Annotated in this window: 14 protein-coding genes and 1 pseudogene; 13 read left to right on the forward strand and 2 right to left on the reverse strand. The window is 72.8% G+C overall.

Annotation, left to right across the window (positions count from 1 at the left end; all coding sequences use genetic code 11):
* The first annotated feature begins 102 nt into the window (after nt 1–102).
* From glgX to FHS34_RS28805, 5 genes and pseudogenes are all read left to right on the forward strand, one after another.
* A complete protein-coding gene (gene glgX / locus FHS34_RS28785) occupies nt 103–2346 on the forward strand; it encodes a glycogen debranching protein GlgX (RefSeq protein WP_184970659.1) in 2244 nt (747 codons plus the stop codon).
* A 148-nt stretch (nt 2347–2494) separates the two neighbouring features.
* Nucleotides 2495–3001, forward strand: coding sequence for a SigE family RNA polymerase sigma factor (locus FHS34_RS28790; protein WP_184970661.1), 507 nt, complete (start codon nt 2495–2497; stop codon nt 2999–3001).
* Nucleotides 3002–3020: 19 nt separating this feature from the next.
* Nucleotides 3021–3551 (forward strand): hypothetical protein, encoded by a 531-nt coding sequence (locus tag FHS34_RS28795; RefSeq protein WP_184970663.1) that lies wholly within the window; start codon nt 3021–3023, stop codon nt 3549–3551.
* A gap of 35 nt (nt 3552–3586) precedes the next feature.
* Nucleotides 3587–4420 (forward strand): annotated as a pseudogene (locus FHS34_RS28800) (dolichyl-phosphate beta-glucosyltransferase); the annotation flags it as partial.
* A gap of 2 nt (nt 4421–4422) precedes the next feature.
* Nucleotides 4423–5661: a putative hexosyltransferase gene (locus FHS34_RS28805; RefSeq protein ID WP_184970665.1), complete on the forward strand. Its 1239-nt coding sequence runs from the start codon at nt 4423–4425 to the stop codon at nt 5659–5661.
* A 24-nt stretch (nt 5662–5685) separates the two neighbouring features.
* On the opposite strand, the gene FHS34_RS28810 is transcribed toward FHS34_RS28805, so the two are convergent.
* Nucleotides 5686–7542, reverse strand: a complete 1857-nt coding sequence (locus FHS34_RS28810; protein WP_184970667.1) for an ABC transporter ATP-binding protein — start codon at nt 7540–7542, stop codon at nt 5686–5688.
* A complete protein-coding gene (locus FHS34_RS28815; protein ID WP_184970669.1) occupies nt 7539–9323 on the reverse strand; it encodes an ABC transporter ATP-binding protein in 1785 nt (594 codons plus the stop codon). Before FHS34_RS28815 ends, FHS34_RS28810 begins: the two co-directional genes overlap by 4 nt.
* A 233-nt stretch (nt 9324–9556) precedes the next feature.
* Between FHS34_RS28815 and FHS34_RS28820 the strand changes: the two genes are divergently transcribed.
* The 8 genes from FHS34_RS28820 to FHS34_RS44220 form a co-directional block, all read left to right on the forward strand.
* Nucleotides 9557–11350: an ABC transporter transmembrane domain-containing protein gene (locus FHS34_RS28820; protein ID WP_184970671.1), complete on the forward strand. Its 1794-nt coding sequence runs from the start codon at nt 9557–9559 to the stop codon at nt 11348–11350.
* Complete coding sequence (locus FHS34_RS28825; protein WP_184970673.1) at nt 11347–13110, forward strand: ABC transporter ATP-binding protein; 1764 nt, start codon at nt 11347–11349, stop codon at nt 13108–13110. The genes FHS34_RS28820 and FHS34_RS28825 overlap by 4 nt, the downstream gene beginning before the upstream one ends.
* Before the next feature lie 382 nt (nt 13111–13492).
* Nucleotides 13493–15532, forward strand: coding sequence for a M4 family metallopeptidase (locus FHS34_RS28830; protein ID WP_184970676.1), 2040 nt, complete (start codon nt 13493–13495; stop codon nt 15530–15532).
* 246 nt (nt 15533–15778) lie between these two features.
* On the forward strand, nt 15779–17434 hold the full coding sequence (locus FHS34_RS28835) for a M4 family metallopeptidase (RefSeq protein ID WP_184970678.1): 1656 nt from the start codon (nt 15779–15781) through the stop codon (nt 17432–17434).
* 71 nt (nt 17435–17505) lie between these two features.
* Entirely contained in the window at nt 17506–18027 is a 522-nt protein-coding gene (locus FHS34_RS28840; RefSeq protein ID WP_184970680.1) for a DUF1990 domain-containing protein, read from the forward strand.
* 242 nt (nt 18028–18269) lie between these two features.
* Nucleotides 18270–18794, forward strand: a complete 525-nt coding sequence (locus FHS34_RS28845) for a hypothetical protein (protein ID WP_225818049.1) — start codon at nt 18270–18272, stop codon at nt 18792–18794.
* The gene (locus tag FHS34_RS28850) at nt 18791–19387 is read left to right on the forward strand and encodes a hypothetical protein (RefSeq protein WP_225818050.1); all 597 of its coding nucleotides are present in this window, start codon (nt 18791–18793) and stop codon (nt 19385–19387) included. Before FHS34_RS28845 ends, FHS34_RS28850 begins: the two co-directional genes overlap by 4 nt.
* A partial coding sequence (locus FHS34_RS44220) for a putative T7SS-secreted protein (RefSeq protein WP_184970682.1) occupies nt 19387–19539 on the forward strand: 153 nt, incomplete at its 3' end. The genes FHS34_RS28850 and FHS34_RS44220, both read left to right, overlap by 1 nt.

Raw genomic sequence — 19539 nt, forward strand, 5'->3', positions numbered from 1 at the left:
GCGGTCGTGCCGGGTGGCCGGGTCCGGGGTGCCGAGACGCTCCCCGGTCCGCGGCACGGCCGACCGCGCCCCTCGGGTGAGCCACTGAGAAGAGGGCCGACAGTGACGAGCGCAGCCGAGCAGCGGGCACCGGCCGGGGAGCCGGCCGCCGGGAGCGGGCAACCGGCGGCGGCGAACGGCGCCCGGCGGGCCGTACCGCCCACCCCGGCCGTGTGGCCGGGCGCGCCGACCCCGCTGGGGGCCCGGTTCCGGGTCGGCCCGGACGGGGTCGCCGGCACCAACTTCGCGCTGTGGGCGGCCGGGGCCGAGGCGGTCCGGGTGTGCCTGTTCGACGAGGGGGGACGGGAGACACGGATCCCGCTGACCGAACTGACGCACGAGATCTGGCACGGGTTCGTGCCGGGGGTGATGCCCGGGCAGCGGTACGGCTACCGGGTGGACGGCCGCTGGGACCCGTGGACCGGCGCCCGCTGGAACCCGGCCAAGCTGCTGCTCGACCCGTACGCCCGGGCGGTGGACGGCGAGTTCCGGCTGCCGCCCGAGGTGTACGGGCACGTCCGGGACTGGCCGGAGCAGCAGGCCGCGGACACCGTGCGGGACGAACGGGACTCGGCCCCGCACGTGCCGAAGGGCGTCGTCGTCCACGACGACGACGACTGGTCCGACGACCACCGCCCCAAGACGCCGTGGGCGGACTCGGTCATCTACGAACTGCACGTCCGGGGCTTCACCCGGCTCCATCCCGGCATCCCCCGGGAACTGCGCGGCACCTACGCCGGGCTCGCGCACCCGGCCGCGGTCGAGCACCTGGTGAAGCTGGGCGTCACGGCCGTCGAGCTGCTGCCCGTGCACCAGTTCGCGCACGAGGACCACCTGCTGCGCCGGGGTCTGAGGAACTACTGGGGCTACAACTCCATCGGCTACTTCGCCCCGCACGCGGCCTACGCGGCCGCCGGCACGACGGGACAGCAGGTGGGCGAGTTCAAGCGGATGGTGCGCGCTCTGCACGCGGCCGGCATCGAGGTCATCCTCGACGTGGTCTACAACCACACGGCGGAGGCGGGCGAGCTGGGCCCCACGCTGTCCCTGAAGGGCATCGACAACCGGGGCTACTACCGGCTCCAGGGCGACGCCCGCCGGTACGCCGACTACACGGGCTGCGGCAACACCCTGCACGTCGTCCAGCCCCAGGTGCTGCGCCTGATCACCGACTCGCTGCGCTACTGGGTGACCGAGATGGGCGTGGACGGCTTCCGCTTCGACCTCGCGGCGGCGCTGGCCCGCTCGATGCACGACGTCGACATGCTCTCCCCGTTTCTCGCGGTCATCGCCCAGGACCCGGTGCTGCGCCGGGTGAAGCTCATCGCCGAGCCGTGGGACATCGGCTCCGGCGGTTACCAGGTGGGCGCCTTCCCGCCCCTGTGGACCGAGTGGAACGACCGCTACCGCAACGCCGTCCGGGACTTCTGGCGGCACGCGCTGCCCGATGTGCGGGAGATGGGCTACCGCCTCTCCGGCTCCAGCGATCTGTACGCCTGGGGCGGCCGGCGGCCCTACGCCTCCGTCAACTTCGTCACCGCGCACGACGGCTTCACCCTGCGCGACCTGGTGTCGTACGAGACCAAGCACAACGAGGCCAACGGCGAGAACAACCGGGACGGCACGCACGACAACCGCTCCTGGAACTGCGGGGCGGAGGGCGAGACCGGTGACGAGCGGGTGCGGGCGCTGCGCCGCCGGCAGCTGCGGAACCTCCTCACCACCCTGCTGCTGTCCACCGGTGTGCCCATGCTGGTGGCCGGCGACGAACTCGGCCGCACCCAGCGCGGCAACAACAACGCCTACTGCCAGGACAACGAGATCAGCTGGCTGGACTGGTCCCTGCTGGAGGATCCCGGCTGGCGGGCGCTGTACGACCTGACCGCGCGGCTGATCGCGCTGCGCCACCGGCATCCGGTGCTGCGCCGGCGGGCCTTCTTCTCCGGCCGGTCCCAGACCGCGGACGGGCTGCGGGACCTGGCGTGGTTCACCTCGCGGGGCGCGGAGATGACGGAGGGCGACTGGTACGCGCCCGCGGCCACGCTCGGCATGTATCTGTCCGGGCGGGACATCCCGGGCCGGGACGAGCGGGGCGCGCCGGTGGTGGACGACAGCTTCCTCGCGGTGCTGCACGCGGGCGACCGGCCGACCGGGTTCGTGCTGCCGGGGCCGCCGTGGGCGGAGCGGTACGAGGTGGTCGTGGACACCGCCGCGGAGGAGCAGGCGCAGGCGCCGGGCGCGGTGCATCCGGCGGGGGCCCGGATCACGGTTCCGGAGCGGTCGGTGCTGCTGCTGCGGGTCGCCTGAATCCTTGGCCAAGGCTGTGCGGGAGAATCCCCTGGGCCTGTGTCCCGGCTGTGCGTGACGCGGATCACGCCCGCCGAGTGCAGCGCGGGAGGGGGTCCAGGGCCTTTCCCCTTGTGAGAGACAGCCGGCGAGGACAGGAACCGTGAGGATGGAGCAGGCTCGGGCCGGTGAGTACGACGCGTTCGTGGCGGCCCGTTGGTCGGTGTTGTTCCATCTGGCCCGTCTGCTCACCGGGGGCGATCGGCACCGTGCCGAGGACTTGTTGCAGGAGTCCCTGGTGAAGCTGTGGTTCGTCTGGCCGAAGATCGCCGACGAGGCACCGGAGGCCTACGTGCGCAAGGTGCTGGCGCGGGCCGCGGCCCGCTCGGCCCGCCGGCGCTGGTGGGGCGAGCGGCCCGTGGAGGAGCTGCCCGAGACGGCGGCGGACGGCGACCTGTCGGCCACGGTCGCCGAGCGCTCCCGGCTGGAGGCGGCGCTCGCGCAGCTGAGCCCGCAGCAGCGGGCCGCCGTCGTGCTGCGCTACTACCAGGACCTGCCCGACCGGCAGGTGGCCGAGGCGCTGGGCTGCCCGGTGGGCACGGCCCGGTCCCACGCCTCGCGCGGGGTGGCCCGGCTGCGCGGCCTGCTGGCCGACGTCATCGAGCCGGTGGGGTGAGGGAGAAGCCATGGACCGCATGGATCAGACGGATCGCATGGATCACTTCGAGCGGCAGCTGACACGCCTCATGCAGCAGGACGGCCGGCCGGTCTCCTTCGAGGCCCGGCACCGGGAGGCGCTGCGCGCGGGCGTACGGGTCCGGCGCCGGGCGCGGGCGGCGCGCCGGGCCGCCGGTTCGGTACTGGCGGTGGCCGGGGTCGGCCTGGGGCTGTTCCTGTGGCCGCACGGCCACACCGAGGACCGGCCCACCGCACCGCAGCCCCGGCCCGTGATCAGCCCGGCACCCGAGCCGAGCACCTCCGAGTCGCAAGCGCCGAGCGGTACGCCGTCCTCGACGCCGACGGGCTTCCCCACTCCGGGCTACACCCCGACCACCTCCGAACCGCCCTCGACCAGCGGGAGTTCGGCCACCGCCTCGTACCCGTCGCCGCCGACGGACACCGCCACCGCCACCGCCGGCGGCACCACGCCACCGGCCACGGCATCGGCGAGCGAGACCTCCGAGCCGTCGTACGACCCCTCGGCGGCGATCAGCCCGAGCGGCTAGACCTCGTGTCCACCACGCCCGCGCGTGCCCTCGGCATGCCCGACACTCCAGAACAAACGGGGAAACACGTGACATACATCCGACCGAGCCGGCCTCCGGCCGGGGCGCCGGCGCCCCGCCGCACCCCCCTGCGGACGCCCCAGGAGGATCCCGTCCTCGACGTGACCGTGCCGGTGTACAACGAGGAGAAGGACCTGGAGCCCAATGTGCGGCGGCTCCACACGCACCTGCGGGACACCTTCCCCTACCCCTTCCGCATCACCATCGCCGACAACGCGAGCACCGACCGCACCCCGGAGATCGCCGCCCGGCTCGCCGCCGAGCTCCCCGAGGTGAACTCGCTGCGGCTGCCCGAGAAGGGCCGGGGCCGGGCACTGCGGGCCGCCTGGTCGGGGTCCCGGGCGCCCGTGCTGGCGTACCTCGACGTCGACCTGTCCACCGGGCTCACCGCGCTGCTGCCGCTCGTCGCCCCGCTGATCTCCGGCCACTCCGACGTGGCCATCGGCACCCGGCTCGCCCCCGGGGCGCGAGTGGTGCGCGGGGCCAAGCGCGAGGTCATATCCCGCTGCTACAACGTGCTGCTGCGCTGCACGCTCGCCGTCGGCTTCTCCGACGCGCAGTGCGGTTTCAAGGCGATCCGGCGCGAGACCGCCGAGCGCCTGCTGCCGCTGGTGCGGGACGGGGAGTGGTTCTTCGACACCGAACTGCTGGTGCTCGCCGAGCGGGCCGGGCTGAGGATCCACGAGGTGCCGGTGGACTGGGTCGACGACCCGGACAGCAGCGTCGACATCCTCGCCACCGCGCTGGCGGATCTGCGGGGGATCGCCCGGATGCGGCGCACCCTGGGCCGCGGTCCGAGGCCGGTGGCCCGGTGACCGCCACCCTCCCCCACATACGCGCGTCCGCCGGCCGCACCCTGCCCGGCGACCGGTTCAGGGCCGCCGCCCGCCGGCACGGACCGGTCCTCGCCATGTTCGGCACGCTGAAGCTGGCCGGATTCTGCTCCTTCATGTACCTGCTGTCCTCCACCGGGGACTACCGCACCAGGCATCCCCGGTTCGGCGGCGGCGCGCACGCCTGGGACGTGCTGGCCACCTGGGACGGCTGGTGGTACCAGCAGATAGCGCTGCACGGCTACGACCCCAAGCTCGTCCCGGTCCCGGGCGCCACCGGCCTGATCACGCTGGAGGGCAACTCGGCGGCGTTCTTCCCGCTCTATCCGGCCCTGGTCCGGCTCGCCTCGGCGGTCACCGGGCTCGGCTCCTACGGCGCCGGCCTGCTGGTGTCCATCCTCGCCTCGTTCGCCGCCGCCCTCGGCATCTACGCCGTCGCGGAGCGGTTCGGCGGCCGGCGGGCCGGACTCGCGGCGGCCGGGCTGTGGGCGGTGTGGCCGGGCTCGGGCGTGGAGTGGGCGGTCTACTCCGACTCCCTCTACGTGGCCCTGGCCGCCTGGGCCTGCTACGCCGTGCTCACCCGCCGCTGGCTCACCGCCGGCGTGGTCACGTTCGCGGCCGGTCTGAACCGGCCCACGGCCGCCGCGCTGATCGCCGCGCTCGGCGTGGCCGCGCTGCTCTCCCTGCGCGACCGCGAGGACGGTGCCCTGCGCCCGCTGCTGGCCCTCGGCATGGCCCCGCTCGGCCTGTTCGGCTATCTGCTCTGGGTCGGCAACCGCATGGGCGACCTGGGCGGCTACTTCAAGCTCCAGTCGGGCGCCTGGGCGCACAGCTTCGACTACGGCGAACAGACCTGGGACGTGCTGACGTCCGTGCCCGTGGGCAAGTTCGACTATCTCTTCGCCTACCCCTTCGCGGACGTCATCTCGGTCTGCGTCATCCTGCTCGCCTGCGCGCTGCTGCCGCTGCTGGTGCGGCTGCGCCCGCCGCCCGTGCTGGTCGTGTACACGGTCCTCACGCTGGTCCTGGTGCTCGGCAGCCAGCAGATCGTCGCCAACATCTCCCGCTATCTGCTGCCCTGCTTCCCGCTGTTCCTGCCGCTCGCCGTCGGCATGCGCCGGCTGAGCCTGCCCGTGCAGTGCACGCTGCTGGGCATCGCGGCCCTGGCCTCCGGCTCGTACGCCGGCTACGCCCTCTTCGAGCTGGGCGTGCCGTGATCCCGCCCGGCGGACGGCGGACGGTCAGGCCAGGCTGTCCCGCCATGCCCGGTGGAGGTCGGCGAACCGGCCGGTGCCCGCGATGAGTTCCGCCGGGCGGCCGTCCTCGACGATCCGGCCGTGCTCCATCACCAGCACCCGGTCCGCGACCTCCACGGTGGACAGCCGGTGCGCGATCACCACGGCGGTACGGCCCCGCAGCACCGTCGACATCGCCCGCTGCACCGCCCGTTCCCCCGGGATGTCCAGCGAACTGGTCGCCTCGTCCAGGATCAGCACCGCCGGGTCGGCGAGCAGGGCCCGGGCGAAGGCGACCAGCTGGCGCTGCCCGGCGGAGATGCGCCCGCCGCGCTTGCGTACGTCGGTGTCGTAGCCGTCGGGCAGCGCGCTGATGAACTCGTGCGCGCCGATGGCCTTCGCGGCCTGCTCGATCTCCTCCCGGCCGGCGTCGGGCCGGCCGATGGCGATGTTGTCGGCGACCGTGCCGGAGAACAGGAACGCCTCCTGCGTCACCATGACCACCCCGCGCCGCAGTTCGGGGACCGCCAGCTCGCGCAGGTCCACGCCGTCCAGCAGGACGCGCCCGGCGGAGGGGTCGTAGAAGCGGGCGAGCAGTTTGGCCAGGGTCGACTTGCCCGCGCCGGTGGTGCCGACGACCGCGACCGTCTGCCCGGCGGGGAGGGTGAGGTCGAAGCGGGGCAGCACCTCACCGCCGGTGCGGTAGCCGAACCGGACCCCGTCGAAGACGACCTCGCGGCCCGGGAACTCGTTCTTCAGCGGGGGCAGCTCGCGCGGCCGGACGGGCTCGGGCACGGAGGGCGTCTGGGCCAGCAGCCCGGCGATCTTCTCCAGGGAGGCCGCCGCCGACTGGTAGGAGTTCAGGAACATGCCGAGCCGGTCGATCGGGTCGTACAGCCGGCGCAGGTACAGCACCGCCGCCGCCAGCACGCCCAGCTCCAGCGAGCCGGACACCACCCGGTGGGCGCCCCAGAGCACGATCGCCGCGACCGCCGTGTTGGCCACCAGCCGGGAGCCGACGACGTAGCGGGCCATCTCCAGCAGCGAGTCCCCGTTCACCCGCTCGTGCCGCTCGTTCAGCACGGCGAAATCGGCGTCGTTCGCGGCCTCCCGGCGGAAGGCGCGCACCGGCCGGATGCCGTTCATCGTCTCCACGAACTTCACGATCACCGCGGCGATGGCCGTCGACCGCGCCCGGAACACCCGCTGCGCGCGCCGCCGGTAGACCCGGACGAGCAGGTACAGCGGCACGAAGGAGGCCACCGCGACCGCGCCGAGGCCCGGATCCAGCCAGAGCAGCATCGCCGAGATGTAGACGAAGGACAGGACGACGGTCACCAGCTCCTGGAGCCCCTCCTCCAGGAGTTCGCGCAGTGACTCGACGTCCGTGGTGGACCGGGAGATCAGCCGGCCCGAGGTGTACCGCTCGTGGAAGTCGACGCTCAGCGCCTGCGCGTGCCGGAAGATCCGGCCGCGCAGGTCGAGCAGGACGTCCTGGCTGACCCGGGCTGAGCTCTCGATGAACGCGAACTGGAGCAGGCCCGAGGCGAGGGCGCACAGCAGATAGCCGACGGCGACCGCGATCAGCGGGCCGTGCCGGTGCTCCCGGAAGGCCGGTACGGCGGTGTCGATGGCGTACGCCACCAGCAGCGGGCCCGCCTGCACCACCGCCTGCTGGAGCAGCAGCAGGGACGTGGTGAGCGCGGTCCGGCCCTTCATGGGCGCGAGCAGCGAACGCAGCAGGGCGGCGGTGGCGCCGGGCGGGGTGGGCAGGACGTCCCGGTCGAAGGGGTCGCCCGGGTCCTGCGGGCGGGCCGGTTCGTCGTCGTCGGCGACGGCGGGGGTGGAGGCGGTCGTGGTCAACGGGAGTCCTCCTGTTCCCCGGACATCAGATGGGCGTACTCGCTGTTGTGGCGGAGCAGTTCCTGGTGGGTGCCCACGGCGGTGATCCGGCCCTCCGACAGCAGGGCGACCCGGTCGGCGAGCAGCACCGTGGACGGGCGGTGGGCCACGATCAGCGCGGTGGTGCCGGCGAGGACCCGGCGCAGCGCGCCCTCCACGGCGGCCTCCGTGTGCACGTCCAGGGCCGACAGCGGGTCGTCGAGCACGAGGAAGCCCGGCCGGCCGACCACCGCGCGGGCCAGCGCGAGGCGCTGCCGCTGGCCGCCGGAGAGGCTGAGGCCCTGCTCGCCGACGCGGGTGTCGGTGCCCTGCGGGAGCGTGTGCGCGAAGTCGGCCTGGGCGATGGCGAGGGCCCGGTCCAGCTCGGGCTTCCCGGCGTCGTCCGGGGCACCCATGAGCACGTTCTCGCCGACGCTCGCCGAGAAGAGGGTCGGTTCCTCGAAGGCGACGGCGACCTTGGTGCGCAGTTCCTCCCGGGTCATCTTGCGGATGTCCACGCCGTCGAGCGTGATCCGGCCGGAGGTGACCTCGTGGAGGCGGGGGACGAGGGCGGTGAGGGTGGTCTTCCCGCTTCCGGTGGCTCCGACGAGCGCCATGGACTCGCCGGGGCGGATGTGGAGGTCGACGCGGGTGAGGACGGGCGGGGAGCCGGGGGCGGCGTCGGGGTAGCGGAACTGGACGTTCTCGAAGCGGAGACCGGTGTCGCCGCCCGGGGCGGTGCGAGGGGCGGGAGCGCCCTCGTCCGCGCTCTCCGGTTCCTCGTCCATCACCTCGAAGTACCGCTCCGTGGCGGTCGCCGCCTCCTGGCTCATCGCGAGCAGGAAACCGATGGAGTCCACCGGCCAGCGCAGCGCGAGAGCCGTGCTCAGGAAGGCGACCAGGGTGCCCGCGGACAGCTCGCCGTCGGCCACCCGGACGGCGCCGAGCACCAGCGCCGCCCCGATCGCCGCCTCGGGCAGCGTCACGATGACGCCCCAGATGGTGGCCAGCAGCCGCGCCTTGCGCAGTTCCGTGCCCCGGAGCCGGCCGGAGAGTTCGCGGAAGGCGCGGGCCTGGGTGCGGTGGCGGCCGAAGCCCTTGATGATGCGGATGCCGAGCACGCTCTCCTCGACCACCGTGGTCAGGTCGCCGACCTGGTCCTGGGCGCGCCGGGCCACCTCCGCGTACCGCCGTTCGAAGACCACGCAGGTCCACAGGACGGGGACGGCGGGCACCAGGATGACCAGGCCCAGCGTCCAGTCCTGCACCAGCATGATCACCACGCCGGCGACGATCGTGACCCCGTTGACCAGCAGGAACGTCAACGGGAAGGCCAGGAACATGCGGAGCAGCATCAGATCGGTGGTGGCGCGCGAGAGCAGCTGGCCGGACGCCCAGCGGTCGTGGAAGGCCACGGGCAGGCGTTGCAGCCGGCGGTAGAGCCCCGCCCGCATCTCCGCCTCGACGTGCGACAGCGGCCGGGCCACCAGCCAGCGCCGTATGCCGAACAGGACCGCCTCGGCGATGCCGAGCAGGAACAGGCAGAGCGCGCCGAGCCACACGCCCGCCGGGTCGCGGTCGGCGACCGGTCCGTCCACCATCCACTTCAGCACGAGCGGGATCACCAGCCCGGTGCAGGAGGCGACGACCGCGACGAACGCGGCCGTGAGCAGCCGGGCGCGGACGGGCCGGACGTACGGCCACAACCGCGCGAGGGTGCGCACGGCGGAACGGTCCTCGGGGGTTGCACGTGTCGTGGGCATCACCGCGAGCCTACGGACCGGCACTGACAACGCCCACTGAGTTTCGGCCGGACCCGCCTCCGCCGTCGGTCCTACGACCAGCTCGTTCGGGAGGCCGTACGCGCCGCCGCGGGAGCCGGGCCGTTCGGCCGGGCGGCGCTCTTTATTCCATGGAGCCCCTTCCCCACCCTGGATAGGTTCGACGTCTGCCGCCGGGCCCCGCTCCCGGCACGGCCGAGCGGATCGGGGGACGGATGATCGACGCCTACGAGGACCCGGGCAGGCCCGACACCCGGGGCGGCTGGCGCTATCTGTGGTGGCTGGTGCTGCGTCAGCCGGGCCGGTCGGCGGCCGGGGCGCTGCTGGGCAGTACGTGGATGGTGCTGCTGGCGGCGCAGCCGTACATGATGGCGCGGGCCGTGGACGACGGTCTGGTGCCGGGGCGGCCGGGGGTGCTGGCCGGCTGGACGGTGGCGATGTTCGTGGTCGGGGCGGTGAACGCCTGGCTGAGCATCATGCGGCACCGCACGATGACGCGGGTGCGGATGGACGCCAACTTCCGCACGGTGAAAGTGGTTGTGGACCACGTCGTACGGCTCGGGGCCGCGCTGCCGCGCCGGGCCGGGGCCGGTGAGGTGGTGACGATCGGGGTCGGTGACGTGCAGACCCTGGCGCAGGCGCTGACCGTGGTGGGGCCGGGTGTCGGCTCGGTCGTGGTGTACGCGGTGGTGGCCGGGCTGCTGCTGGCCGTCTCCGTGCCGCTCGCGGCCGTGGTGCTGCTCGGGGTGCCGGTGATCGCGCTGCTCACCGGGCCGCTGACGCGGCGTCTGCAGGGTGCGGAGAGCGAGTACCGGGAGCGGCAGGGGGTGCTCACCGCGCGGATCGGGGACCTGGCGGGCGGTCTGCGCGTCCTCAACGGGCTCGGCGGGAAGGGCCTGTTCGCGGACGCCTTCCGGCGTGACTCGCAGCGGCTGCGGGAGCAGGGCTACCGGGTGGGTGCGGTGGCCAGCTGGGTGCAGGCGCTCGGCATGGGCCTGCCCACCCTGTTCCTGGCGGTGGTGACCTGGCTCGCGGCCCGGCTGGCGGCCCAGGGCGCCATCACGGTGGGCCAGTTGGTGTCGGTGTACGGCTATGTGGCGGTGCTGATCGGGCCCGTGGCGTTCTTCGTCATGATGGCCTACGAGCTGAACCGGGGCGTGGTGGCCGCGCGCCGGGTGGTCCGGCTGCTGCGGCTGGAGCCGGAGCCCGACACCGGCGGGCGGCCGGCCCCCGACGGGCCGGCCGAGCTGCACGACCCCGCGTCCGGGGTGCGGGTGGTGCCGGGCCGGCTGACCGCCCTCGCCGCGGCCCGGCCGGCCGAGGCCGCCGCCGTCGTCGACCGGCTCGGCCGGTACGGGCCGACCGACGCCACCTGGGGCGGGGTACGGCTCGACGAGGTCCCGCTGGACGCGGTGCGCGGGCGGATCCTGGTCGCCGACAACGAGGCCGACCTGTTCGCGGGGCCGCTGCGGGACGTGGTGGCGGCAGGGCGTCCGGCCGGCGACGCGGCCCTCGCCCGGGCGCTGTACGCGGCCGCCGCCGAGGACGTCGTGCGCGGCCTGCCGGACGGGCCCGACTCGCCGGTGGCCGGGCAGGGCCGCAGCCTCTCGGGCGGCCAGCGGCAGCGGCTGCGGCTGGTGCGGGCGCTGCTGGCCGATCCCGAGGTGCTGCTCGCCGTGGAGCCGACCTCGGCCCTGGACGCGCACACGGAGGCGACGGTCGCCGGCCGGCTGCGCGCGGCGCGGGAGGGCCGTACGACGGTGGTGGCGTCCACCTCGCCGCTGGTGCTGGACCGTGCGGACACCGTCGTGTTCCTGGTCGACGGCAAGGTCGCGGCGACCGGCCCGCACCGTCGGCTGCTGGACCGGGAGGCGGGCTACCGGGCCCTGGTGGCGCGGGACGCCGGGGAGACGGGAGACACCTCGGACACCGGAGACACCGGAGACACCGGAGACAACGGCGACGCGGTGGGAACGGTGGACACGGACGCCGAGGAGGCTGTGCGATGACGGCGGGTGAGCGGTTGCTGCCGGTCGCGGACCGGGCCCGGGTGCGGCGGGCCGCGCTGCGGCTGGTGCGAGCGGACGGCCGGGCGTTCGCCGCGGCGCTGCTGCTGAACGCGCTCGCGGCGGGCGCGGGACTGGTCGGGCCCTGGCTGGTCGGGCGGATCGTCGACGAGGTGCGGGCCGGGCACGGCGTCGACGCGGTGGACCGGCCTGCCCTGTGGATCCTGCTGTGTTCGGTGGCGCAGCTGCTGCTGGCCCGCTGGGCGCGGTACGTGGGCCACCGGTTCGGCGAGCGGACGCTGGCCCGGGTGCGCGAGGAGTACGTCGAGCGGGTGCTGGCGCTGCCCGCGTCGGCGGTGGAGCGCGCCGGCACCGGCGATCTGACGGCCCGCGGTACGGCGGACGTGGCGACCGTCGGCACCACGCTGCGGGACGTCGGCCCGGATCTGCTGGTCAACGGCGTGCAGGCGCTGTTCGTGCTCGGGGCGGTGTTCGCGCTCGACCCGCTCCTCGGGCTGTTCGGGGTGCTGGGCCTGGCCCCGATCTGGCTGGCGCTGCGCTGGTACCTGCGGCGGGCCCGGGACGGCTATCTCGCCGAGGGCGCGGCGACGTCGGAGATCGCGGAGGTCGTCGCCTCGACGGCGGCCGGGGCCCGGACCGTGGAGGCGTTCCGGCTCCGGCGGCGCCGGATCGCGGCGAGCCGGGACGCGCTGGAGACGTCCCGCCGTACCCGCTTCCGCACGCTGTTCCTGCGGACGGTGTTCTTCCCGGCGGTCGAGGTGACGTACACGGTCCCGGTGGCGGGGGTGCTGCTGTTCGGCGGGTGGCTGCACGCGCGGGGCGGGGTCGGGGTCGGCGCGGTGGTGGCGGCGGCGCTGTATCTGCGGCAGTTCACCGAGCCGCTGGACCAGATCCTGATGCGGGTGGAGCAACTCCAGAGCAGCGGGGCGTCGTTCGCGCGGGTGGAGGGTCTGGCGCAGGCGCCGCGCGGGGAGGCGGAGGGCGGGTCCCCGGTGCCCGCGGACGACCGGATCGACGTGCGCGGGGTGCGGTACGCGTACGAGCGCGGCGGTGAGGTGCTGCGCGGGGTGGACCTGACGGTGCGGCCCGGGGAGCGGCTGGCGGTGGTGGGCCCCTCGGGTGCCGGCAAGACCACGCTCAGCCGGCTGCTCGCGGGCATCGACCGGCCGGGCGGCGGCACGGTGACGGTGGGCGGGGTGCCGGTCGCGGAGCTGGAGCCGGAGGTGCTGCGCCGCCAGGTGGTCCTGGTCACTCAGGAGCACCACGTGTTCCTCGGCACGGTCCGGGAGAACCTGCTGATCGCCGAACCGGGCGCCACGGACGCCGACTTGTGGGCCGCGCTCGGGGCGGTGGGCGCGGACGACTGGGTGCGCGCCCTGCCGGACGGTCTCGACACCCTTCTCGGCGCGGGCGGTTGCCGTACGGACGGCTCCCAGGCCCAGCAACTCGCGCTGGCCCGGGTGGTGCTGGCCGATCCGCACACCCTGATCCTGGACGAGGCGACGGCCCTGCTGGACCCCGCCACGGCCCGGCACACCGAGCGCGCGCTGGCCGCGGTGCTGCGGGGCCGCACGGTCATCGCGATCGCCCACCGTCTGCACACGGCCCACGACGCCGACCGGGTGGCGGTCATGGAGAACGGCCTGCTGACGGAACTGGGCACGCACGAGGACCTGGTGACGGCCGACGGCCCGTACGCGGCCCTGTGGCACACGTGGCACGGCGGCACCGGGAAGAACTGAGCCCGGCGGGACCGGCGCCCCGCCCGGCTCCCCTCCCGGTGCCGGTGGGAGCCGGTCCGGTCCCGCCGGAACCGGCCGGGCGACCATGGCGCAAACCCCGCCGTCGACCGGCCGGTTCGCATACCGAACATGAACATCCGGTCAACGGAGCATTTCTGGCCAAATTTGTGACGCGGTCCTGACAGGTCCGGTGATTCCTGTCACTCTTCCCTGGCCGACTCACAGCAACCCCACAGTTCGTGCACGCCCGTGTGGGCCGGCTCAGCAACTGCACCCGCACCTGCACCTGGTTCCGCGTAACGCCTGTTCTGCCCGGACGCCCCAACCCACCGTCCGGTCTCCCCTGGCCGCGCGACCCGCGGTCCCGCAGAAGGAGTCAGTGTTGAGAAGCAGTTCCTCTCGCGGACGCACCTCCCACACCTCGCACCGCCGCACCGCCACCGTCGCCCTCGCCGGCGTCGCCGCCCTGATCGCCGCCGCCGTCCAGTCCGGCGCGGCCAGCGCCACCCCGGCGGCACCGCAGACCGGCCGGGCCAACCCGGCCCACGCGGCGGTCAAGCTCACCCCCTCGCAGCGCGCCGAGCTGATACGCCACGCCGGCGCCGGCACCGCCGCCACCGCCCGGCAGATCGGCCTGGGCAGCCAGGAGAAGCTGGTCGTCAAGGACGTCGTCAAGGACGCCGACGGCACGCTGCACACCCGGTACGAGCGGACGTACGGGGGCCTGCCGGTGCTCGGCGGCGACCTGATCGTCACCACCGCCTCGTCGGGCAAGACGATGGACGTGATCAAGGCCACCGGCGCCACGCTGAAGGTCGCCGGTCTGACCCCCGCGCTGTCGAAGGCCGCGGCGCAGAAGCAGGCCGTGCAGCGGGCCAGGGCGCTCGGCGGGACCAAGTCGACCGCGGACAGTGTCCGCAAGGTGATCTGGGCGGCGACGGGCAAGCCCGTGCTGGCGTACGAGACGGTCGTCGGCGGCCTCCAGGACGACGGCACCCCGAACCAGCTGCACGTCATCACCGACGCCGCCACCGGCAAGAAGCTCTACGAGTACCAGGGCGTCAAGAACGGCATCGGCAACACCCAGTACAGCGGGCAGGTCACGCTGACCACGACCCAGTCGGGCTCGACGTACACGCTCAACGACGGGGCACGCGGCGGCCACAAGACGTACAACCTGAACCACGGCTCCTCCGGCACCGGCACCCTGTACTCGCAGAACAACGACACCTGGGGCAACGGCAGCAACTCCAACGCCGCCACGGCCGGCGCGGACGCCCACTACGGCGCGGCGCTCACCTGGGACTTCTACAAGAACACGTTCGGCCGCAGCGGCATCAAGAACAACGGCGTCGGCGCCTACTCCCGCGTCCACTACGGCAACTCGTACGTGAACGCCTTCTGGGACGACAGCTGCTTCTGCATGACCTACGGCGACGGCTCCGGCAACGCCAAGCCGCTGACGTCGATCGACGTCGCCGGCCACGAGATGAGCCACGGCGTCACCTCCGCCACCGCGAACCTCAACTACAGCGGTGAGTCCGGCGGTCTGAACGAGGCGACCAGCGACATCATGGCCGCCGGCGTGGAGTTCTACGCGAACAACTCCACCGACCCCGGCGACTACCTCGTCGGCGAGAAGATCGACATCAACGGCAACGGCACCCCGCTGCGCTACATGGACAAGCCCAGCAAGGACGGCGCGTCCAAGGACAACTGGTACTCGGGCATCGGCGGCGTCGACGTGCACTACTCGTCCGGCCCGGCGAACCACTTCTTCTACCTGCTGAGCGAGGGCAGCGGCACCAAGGTCGTCAACGGTGTCACCTACAACTCGCCGACCGCGGACAACCTCCCGGTCACCGGCATCGGCCGGGACAAGGCGCTGCAGATCTGGTACCGGGCGCTGTCCACCAAGTGGACGTCCACCACCAACTACGCGGGCGCCCGCACCGGCACCCTGGCGGCGGCGGGAGAGCTGTACGGCACCTCCAGCGCCGAGTACAAGGCGGTGCAGGACGCCTGGGCGGGCGTCGCGGTCGGTTCGCGCTCCGGTGGCGGGGGCGGCGGCGGCACGTCGTACGAGAACACCACGCCCGTGTCCGTCCCGGACAACGGACCGGCCGTCACCTCGAACATCAGCGTCACCGGCAGGACCGGAAACGCGCCGAGCAACCTTCAGGTGGCCGTCGACATCACGCACACCTGGCGGGGCGACCTGGTGATCGACCTCGTCGGCCCGTCCGGCACCGCGTACCGCCTGAAGAACTTCAGCGGCAGCGACTCGGCGGACAACGTGAACGAGACCTACACGGTCAACGCCGCGGCGGAAACGGCCAACGGAACCTGGAAGCTGCGGGTACAGGATCAGGCCACCTACGACACGGGAACGATCAACGGCTGGAAGCTGACGTTCCCGTAAACCGGACGCAACAGGCCCGGAATCACGGCGTTGCCCGAGGGTTCGACCTCCTCGGGCAACGCCCGTTCACATTGCCGAAATGTTTATCGGACAGTCGAATTCCAGCCAACATCACTTCAGGGTCCTGACATGTACGCGCCCTGGGTGTCACTCTCTCTCCACCCGCCGCAGCACAGCAACTTCACCACCCCACACAGTCGGCCAGTGACCCCACTCTGGCTGGACTCCCCACAAGAAGGAGCTTGCGTGAGCCCCCTCTACGCGCGTCACAAGCGCACCTCTCTGGCCATCGCCACCGCTGTCGCGGCCGGAGCCCTCCTCGCCACCGGTCTGACCACCAGTGCCAGCGCCCAGACCCCGGCCGGAGCCGCCGCCACACCCCTGGCCGCAGCCCCGACCACGCTGTCCGCGGCCGCCCGCACCACCCTGATCCAGCAGGCCCAGGCCGGCGCGACCGAGACCGCGCAGCAGATAGGCCTCGGCACCCAGGAGAAGCTGGTCGTCAAGGACGTCGTCAAGGACGTCGACGGCACCGTGCACACCCGCTACGAGCGCACCTACGCCGGCCTGCCGGTGCTGGGCGGCGACCTGATCGTCCACTCCAGGTCCGGCAAGACCCAGGGCGTCACCAGAGCGAACAAGTCCGCCATCAAGGTGGCCTCGCTCACGCCGCGGGTCACCGCCGCCAAGGCCGCGCAGCAGGCGGTGTCCGCCGCCAAGACGCTCGGCTCCGCCAAGACCGCCGCGGACGGCGCCCGCAAGGTGATCTGGGCCGGCTCCGGCAAGCCCGTCCTCGCCTACGAGACCGTCGTCGGCGGCCTCCAGGACGACGGCACCCCGAACCAGCTGCACGTCATCACCGACGCCACCACCGGCAAGAAGCTCTTCGAGTACCAGGGCATCGAGAACGCGACCGGCACCGGCAAGAGCCTGTACTCCGGCACCGTCAGCCTCACCACCACCCTCTCGGGCTCGACGTACCAGCTGAGCGACGCGACGCGGGGCAGCCACAAGACGTACAACCTGGCTCACAAGACGTCGGGCAAGGGCACGCTGTTCACCGACGCCGACAACGTCTGGGGCACGGGCAGCGCCTCCAGCTCCTCCACGGACCAGACGGCCGCCGTGGACGCCGCCTACGGCGCCCAGGAGACCTGGGACTTCTACAAGAGCACGTTCAACCGCAGCGGCATCAAGAACAACGGTGTCGGCGCCTACTCCCGCGTCCACTACGGCAGCTCGTACGTGAACGCCTTCTGGGACGACAGCTGCTTCTGCATGACCTACGGCGACGGCGAGGGCAACGTGAGCCCCCTCACCTCGCTGGACGTCGCCGGCCACGAGATGAGCCACGGTGTCACCTCCAACACCGCCGGCCTGGAGTACTCGGGCGAGTCCGGCGGCCTGAACGAGGCCACCTCGGACATCTTCGGCACGGGTGTCGAGTTCTTCGCGAACAACTCCAACGACGTCGGTGACTACCTCATCGGCGAGGAGATCGACATCAACGGCGACGGCACCCCGCTGCGCTACATGGACAAGCCCAGCAAGGACGGCGGCTCGGCGGACTACTGGTCCTCCACCGTCGGCAACAAGGACGTGCACTACTCGTCCGGCGTCGCGAACCACTTCTTCTACCTCCTCGCCGAGGGCAGCGGTTCGAAGACGATCAACGGCGTGACCTACAACTCGCCGACGTCCAACGGCTCCACCGTCACCGGCATCGGCCGCGCCAAGGCGCTGCAGATCTGGTACAAGGCGCTGACCACGTACTTCACGTCGACGACCGACTACAAGGCCGCCCGCACGGCGACCCTGAGCGCGGCGTCCGCCCTGTACGGCTCCACCAGCACCGAGTACAAGGCCGTCGCGGCGGCCTGGTCGGCGGTCAACGTCGCCTGACCCTGGCCGGGCCGGCTGAGGGCGGCACCCGGGAGGAAGACCTCCCGGGTGCCGCCCTACGCTTGTGACCCATGTCCTCGGCGCCCTTCACCTACGAGCCGGTCGGCGCGACCCGCGACGATCTGACCGTCTGCCCGCCCGGCTTCCACCCGATGCTCGTCCGCACCCGCCTCGGCGAGGGCGGGGAGGTGTTCCAGCGGGCCGCCGAGGCGGTCCTGACCTGGGAGATGCACCGCGCGCTCGGCGTCGGCATCGACGCCACGGCCGACCGCGCGGCCCCCGGCGTCGACGTCACGGTCACCCTGGCCGGCGTCGTCAAGGCACCCTGCCGCATCATCTGGACGGCCGAGGAACCCCGCCGGGCCGGCTGGGCCTACGGCACCCTCGAAGGCCATCCCGAGTGCGGCGAGGAGGCCTTCGTGGTCGACCGCACCGGCGACGGCACCGTCTGGCTCACCGTCGCCGCGTTCAGCAGGGCCGCCAAGTGGTACGCCCGCGCGGGCGGCCCGGCCACCCGCGGCCTGCAACACGCCTACGCCCGCCGCTGCGGCACGGTCCTCCGCAAACTCTGCGCGGACCTGTCCGAGGCGTGACCCGGTGAACACCTCGGGTCCCCCGCGGCCGGTCGTCTCCCGGGCCTGCCCGTCGTAGGTGGCGCCCGGGCCTGCTCCGCCCGGCCCGGAACCGCCGTGCGGTGCCGTCCCGCCAGTGCGCCACGGTCGACCGCCGGGCCGATTTGCTCAACTCAATTCCGTCCCCGTTGCGATCCCGACCTGGCCGATGTGATGATCCAGCCGTGAATGAACACGGGGGCGACGCTGCATCGGCGTCGCACATGCGAAGGTCACGACTGTACGACTACACCCACCCGGCCCCTGCGGAGCAACGGGACGCGACCGCGCCGAAGGAACGTGAGGACACGGGTCTGTCCGAGCCTGCGGCACCGCTCCCCGATGCCCCCGACGGCGCCGAGCGCAGGCGCCGGGAGTTCGCCGTCCTGCTGGGCGAGTTCCGCCGCACCCCGGTCCTGGTGCCGTTGGACGACGGCCCGGGCCCGGACTCCGAACCCGGGCTGCTGACAGCGGACTTCAATGGGGTGCGTTTCATCCTGGCGTTCTCCGACGAGCAGGCGCTGGCCCGTTACGCGATCGCGCGCGGTGAGGGTGCCCGGGAGTGGCGGTACCAGACGGTCCTCGGCGCCCGCCTGCTGGACGCGGCCGTTCCCGCCGCCGGAGTGCCGTGCGGGGTGGCGCTGGACTGTGCGGACGGTGAGCAGGGGATGGTGTTCCCGCCGGTGCGCGGGGTCGTGCCGGATGCGGTGGCGGTAAGTGCCGACGGTGGGGCGGGGGACGAGGAGTGACCGACAGCGGCAAGGACCTGAAGACCGAGGGGCTCGGTCTGATCGCGAAGGGTCTGACCGATGCGCTGGGCGAGTTGAAGGAACTGGGCATGGTCGGCGAGGCGGGCGCCGGGCGGGGTTTCTCCGACATCGCGCTGTCCGGGCTGGAGTTGGGCCATGAGGGCCTGACCGGCGAGTTCGAGTCGTTCTGTGAACGCTGGGAGTGGGGCGTTCGGTCACTGATCAACGAGGGCAACGGGTTCGCCGAGAAGACGGGCCTGGCGGCGGGCACGTACTACGAGAACGACAAGTACGTGGAAGGCACGTTCAAGATCGTCACCAACGCGGCCGTCGGCAACCCGTACGCGTCCGAGGAGGACGTGGAGAAAATGGGCTGGAAGGACATCGCCACGTCCGGGCCGCTCGGCGGGGACGTGGACTACAGCAAGAAGTCCTTCGAGGAAGCGTGGGCTAACAGCAAGCAGGCCTGGAAGGGCGCCGCGCACGACGTGGAGACCTCGCGCACGATCGGGCCGGTGCCGGGCGTGAGCCTGGGGGAGCTGCGTGAGGCGGTCGGTGAACCGGCTGACCGGCAGCGGGGCGGTGAGGGCTGATGGGCCTCGGTGACGTGACCAACTCGCTGCTCAGCGGCGGCGAGAAGCTCCTCGACAGCGGCGAGAAACTCCTCGGCGAGGGCATCGACTACACCACCGACAAGATCGGTGACGGCCTGGACCACGTCGGGGCGCACAAGTGGGCCGACGTG

The sequence above is a fragment of the Streptomyces echinatus genome, assembly GCF_014203595.1.
Lineage (GTDB): Bacteria > Actinomycetota > Actinomycetes > Streptomycetales > Streptomycetaceae > Streptomyces > Streptomyces echinatus.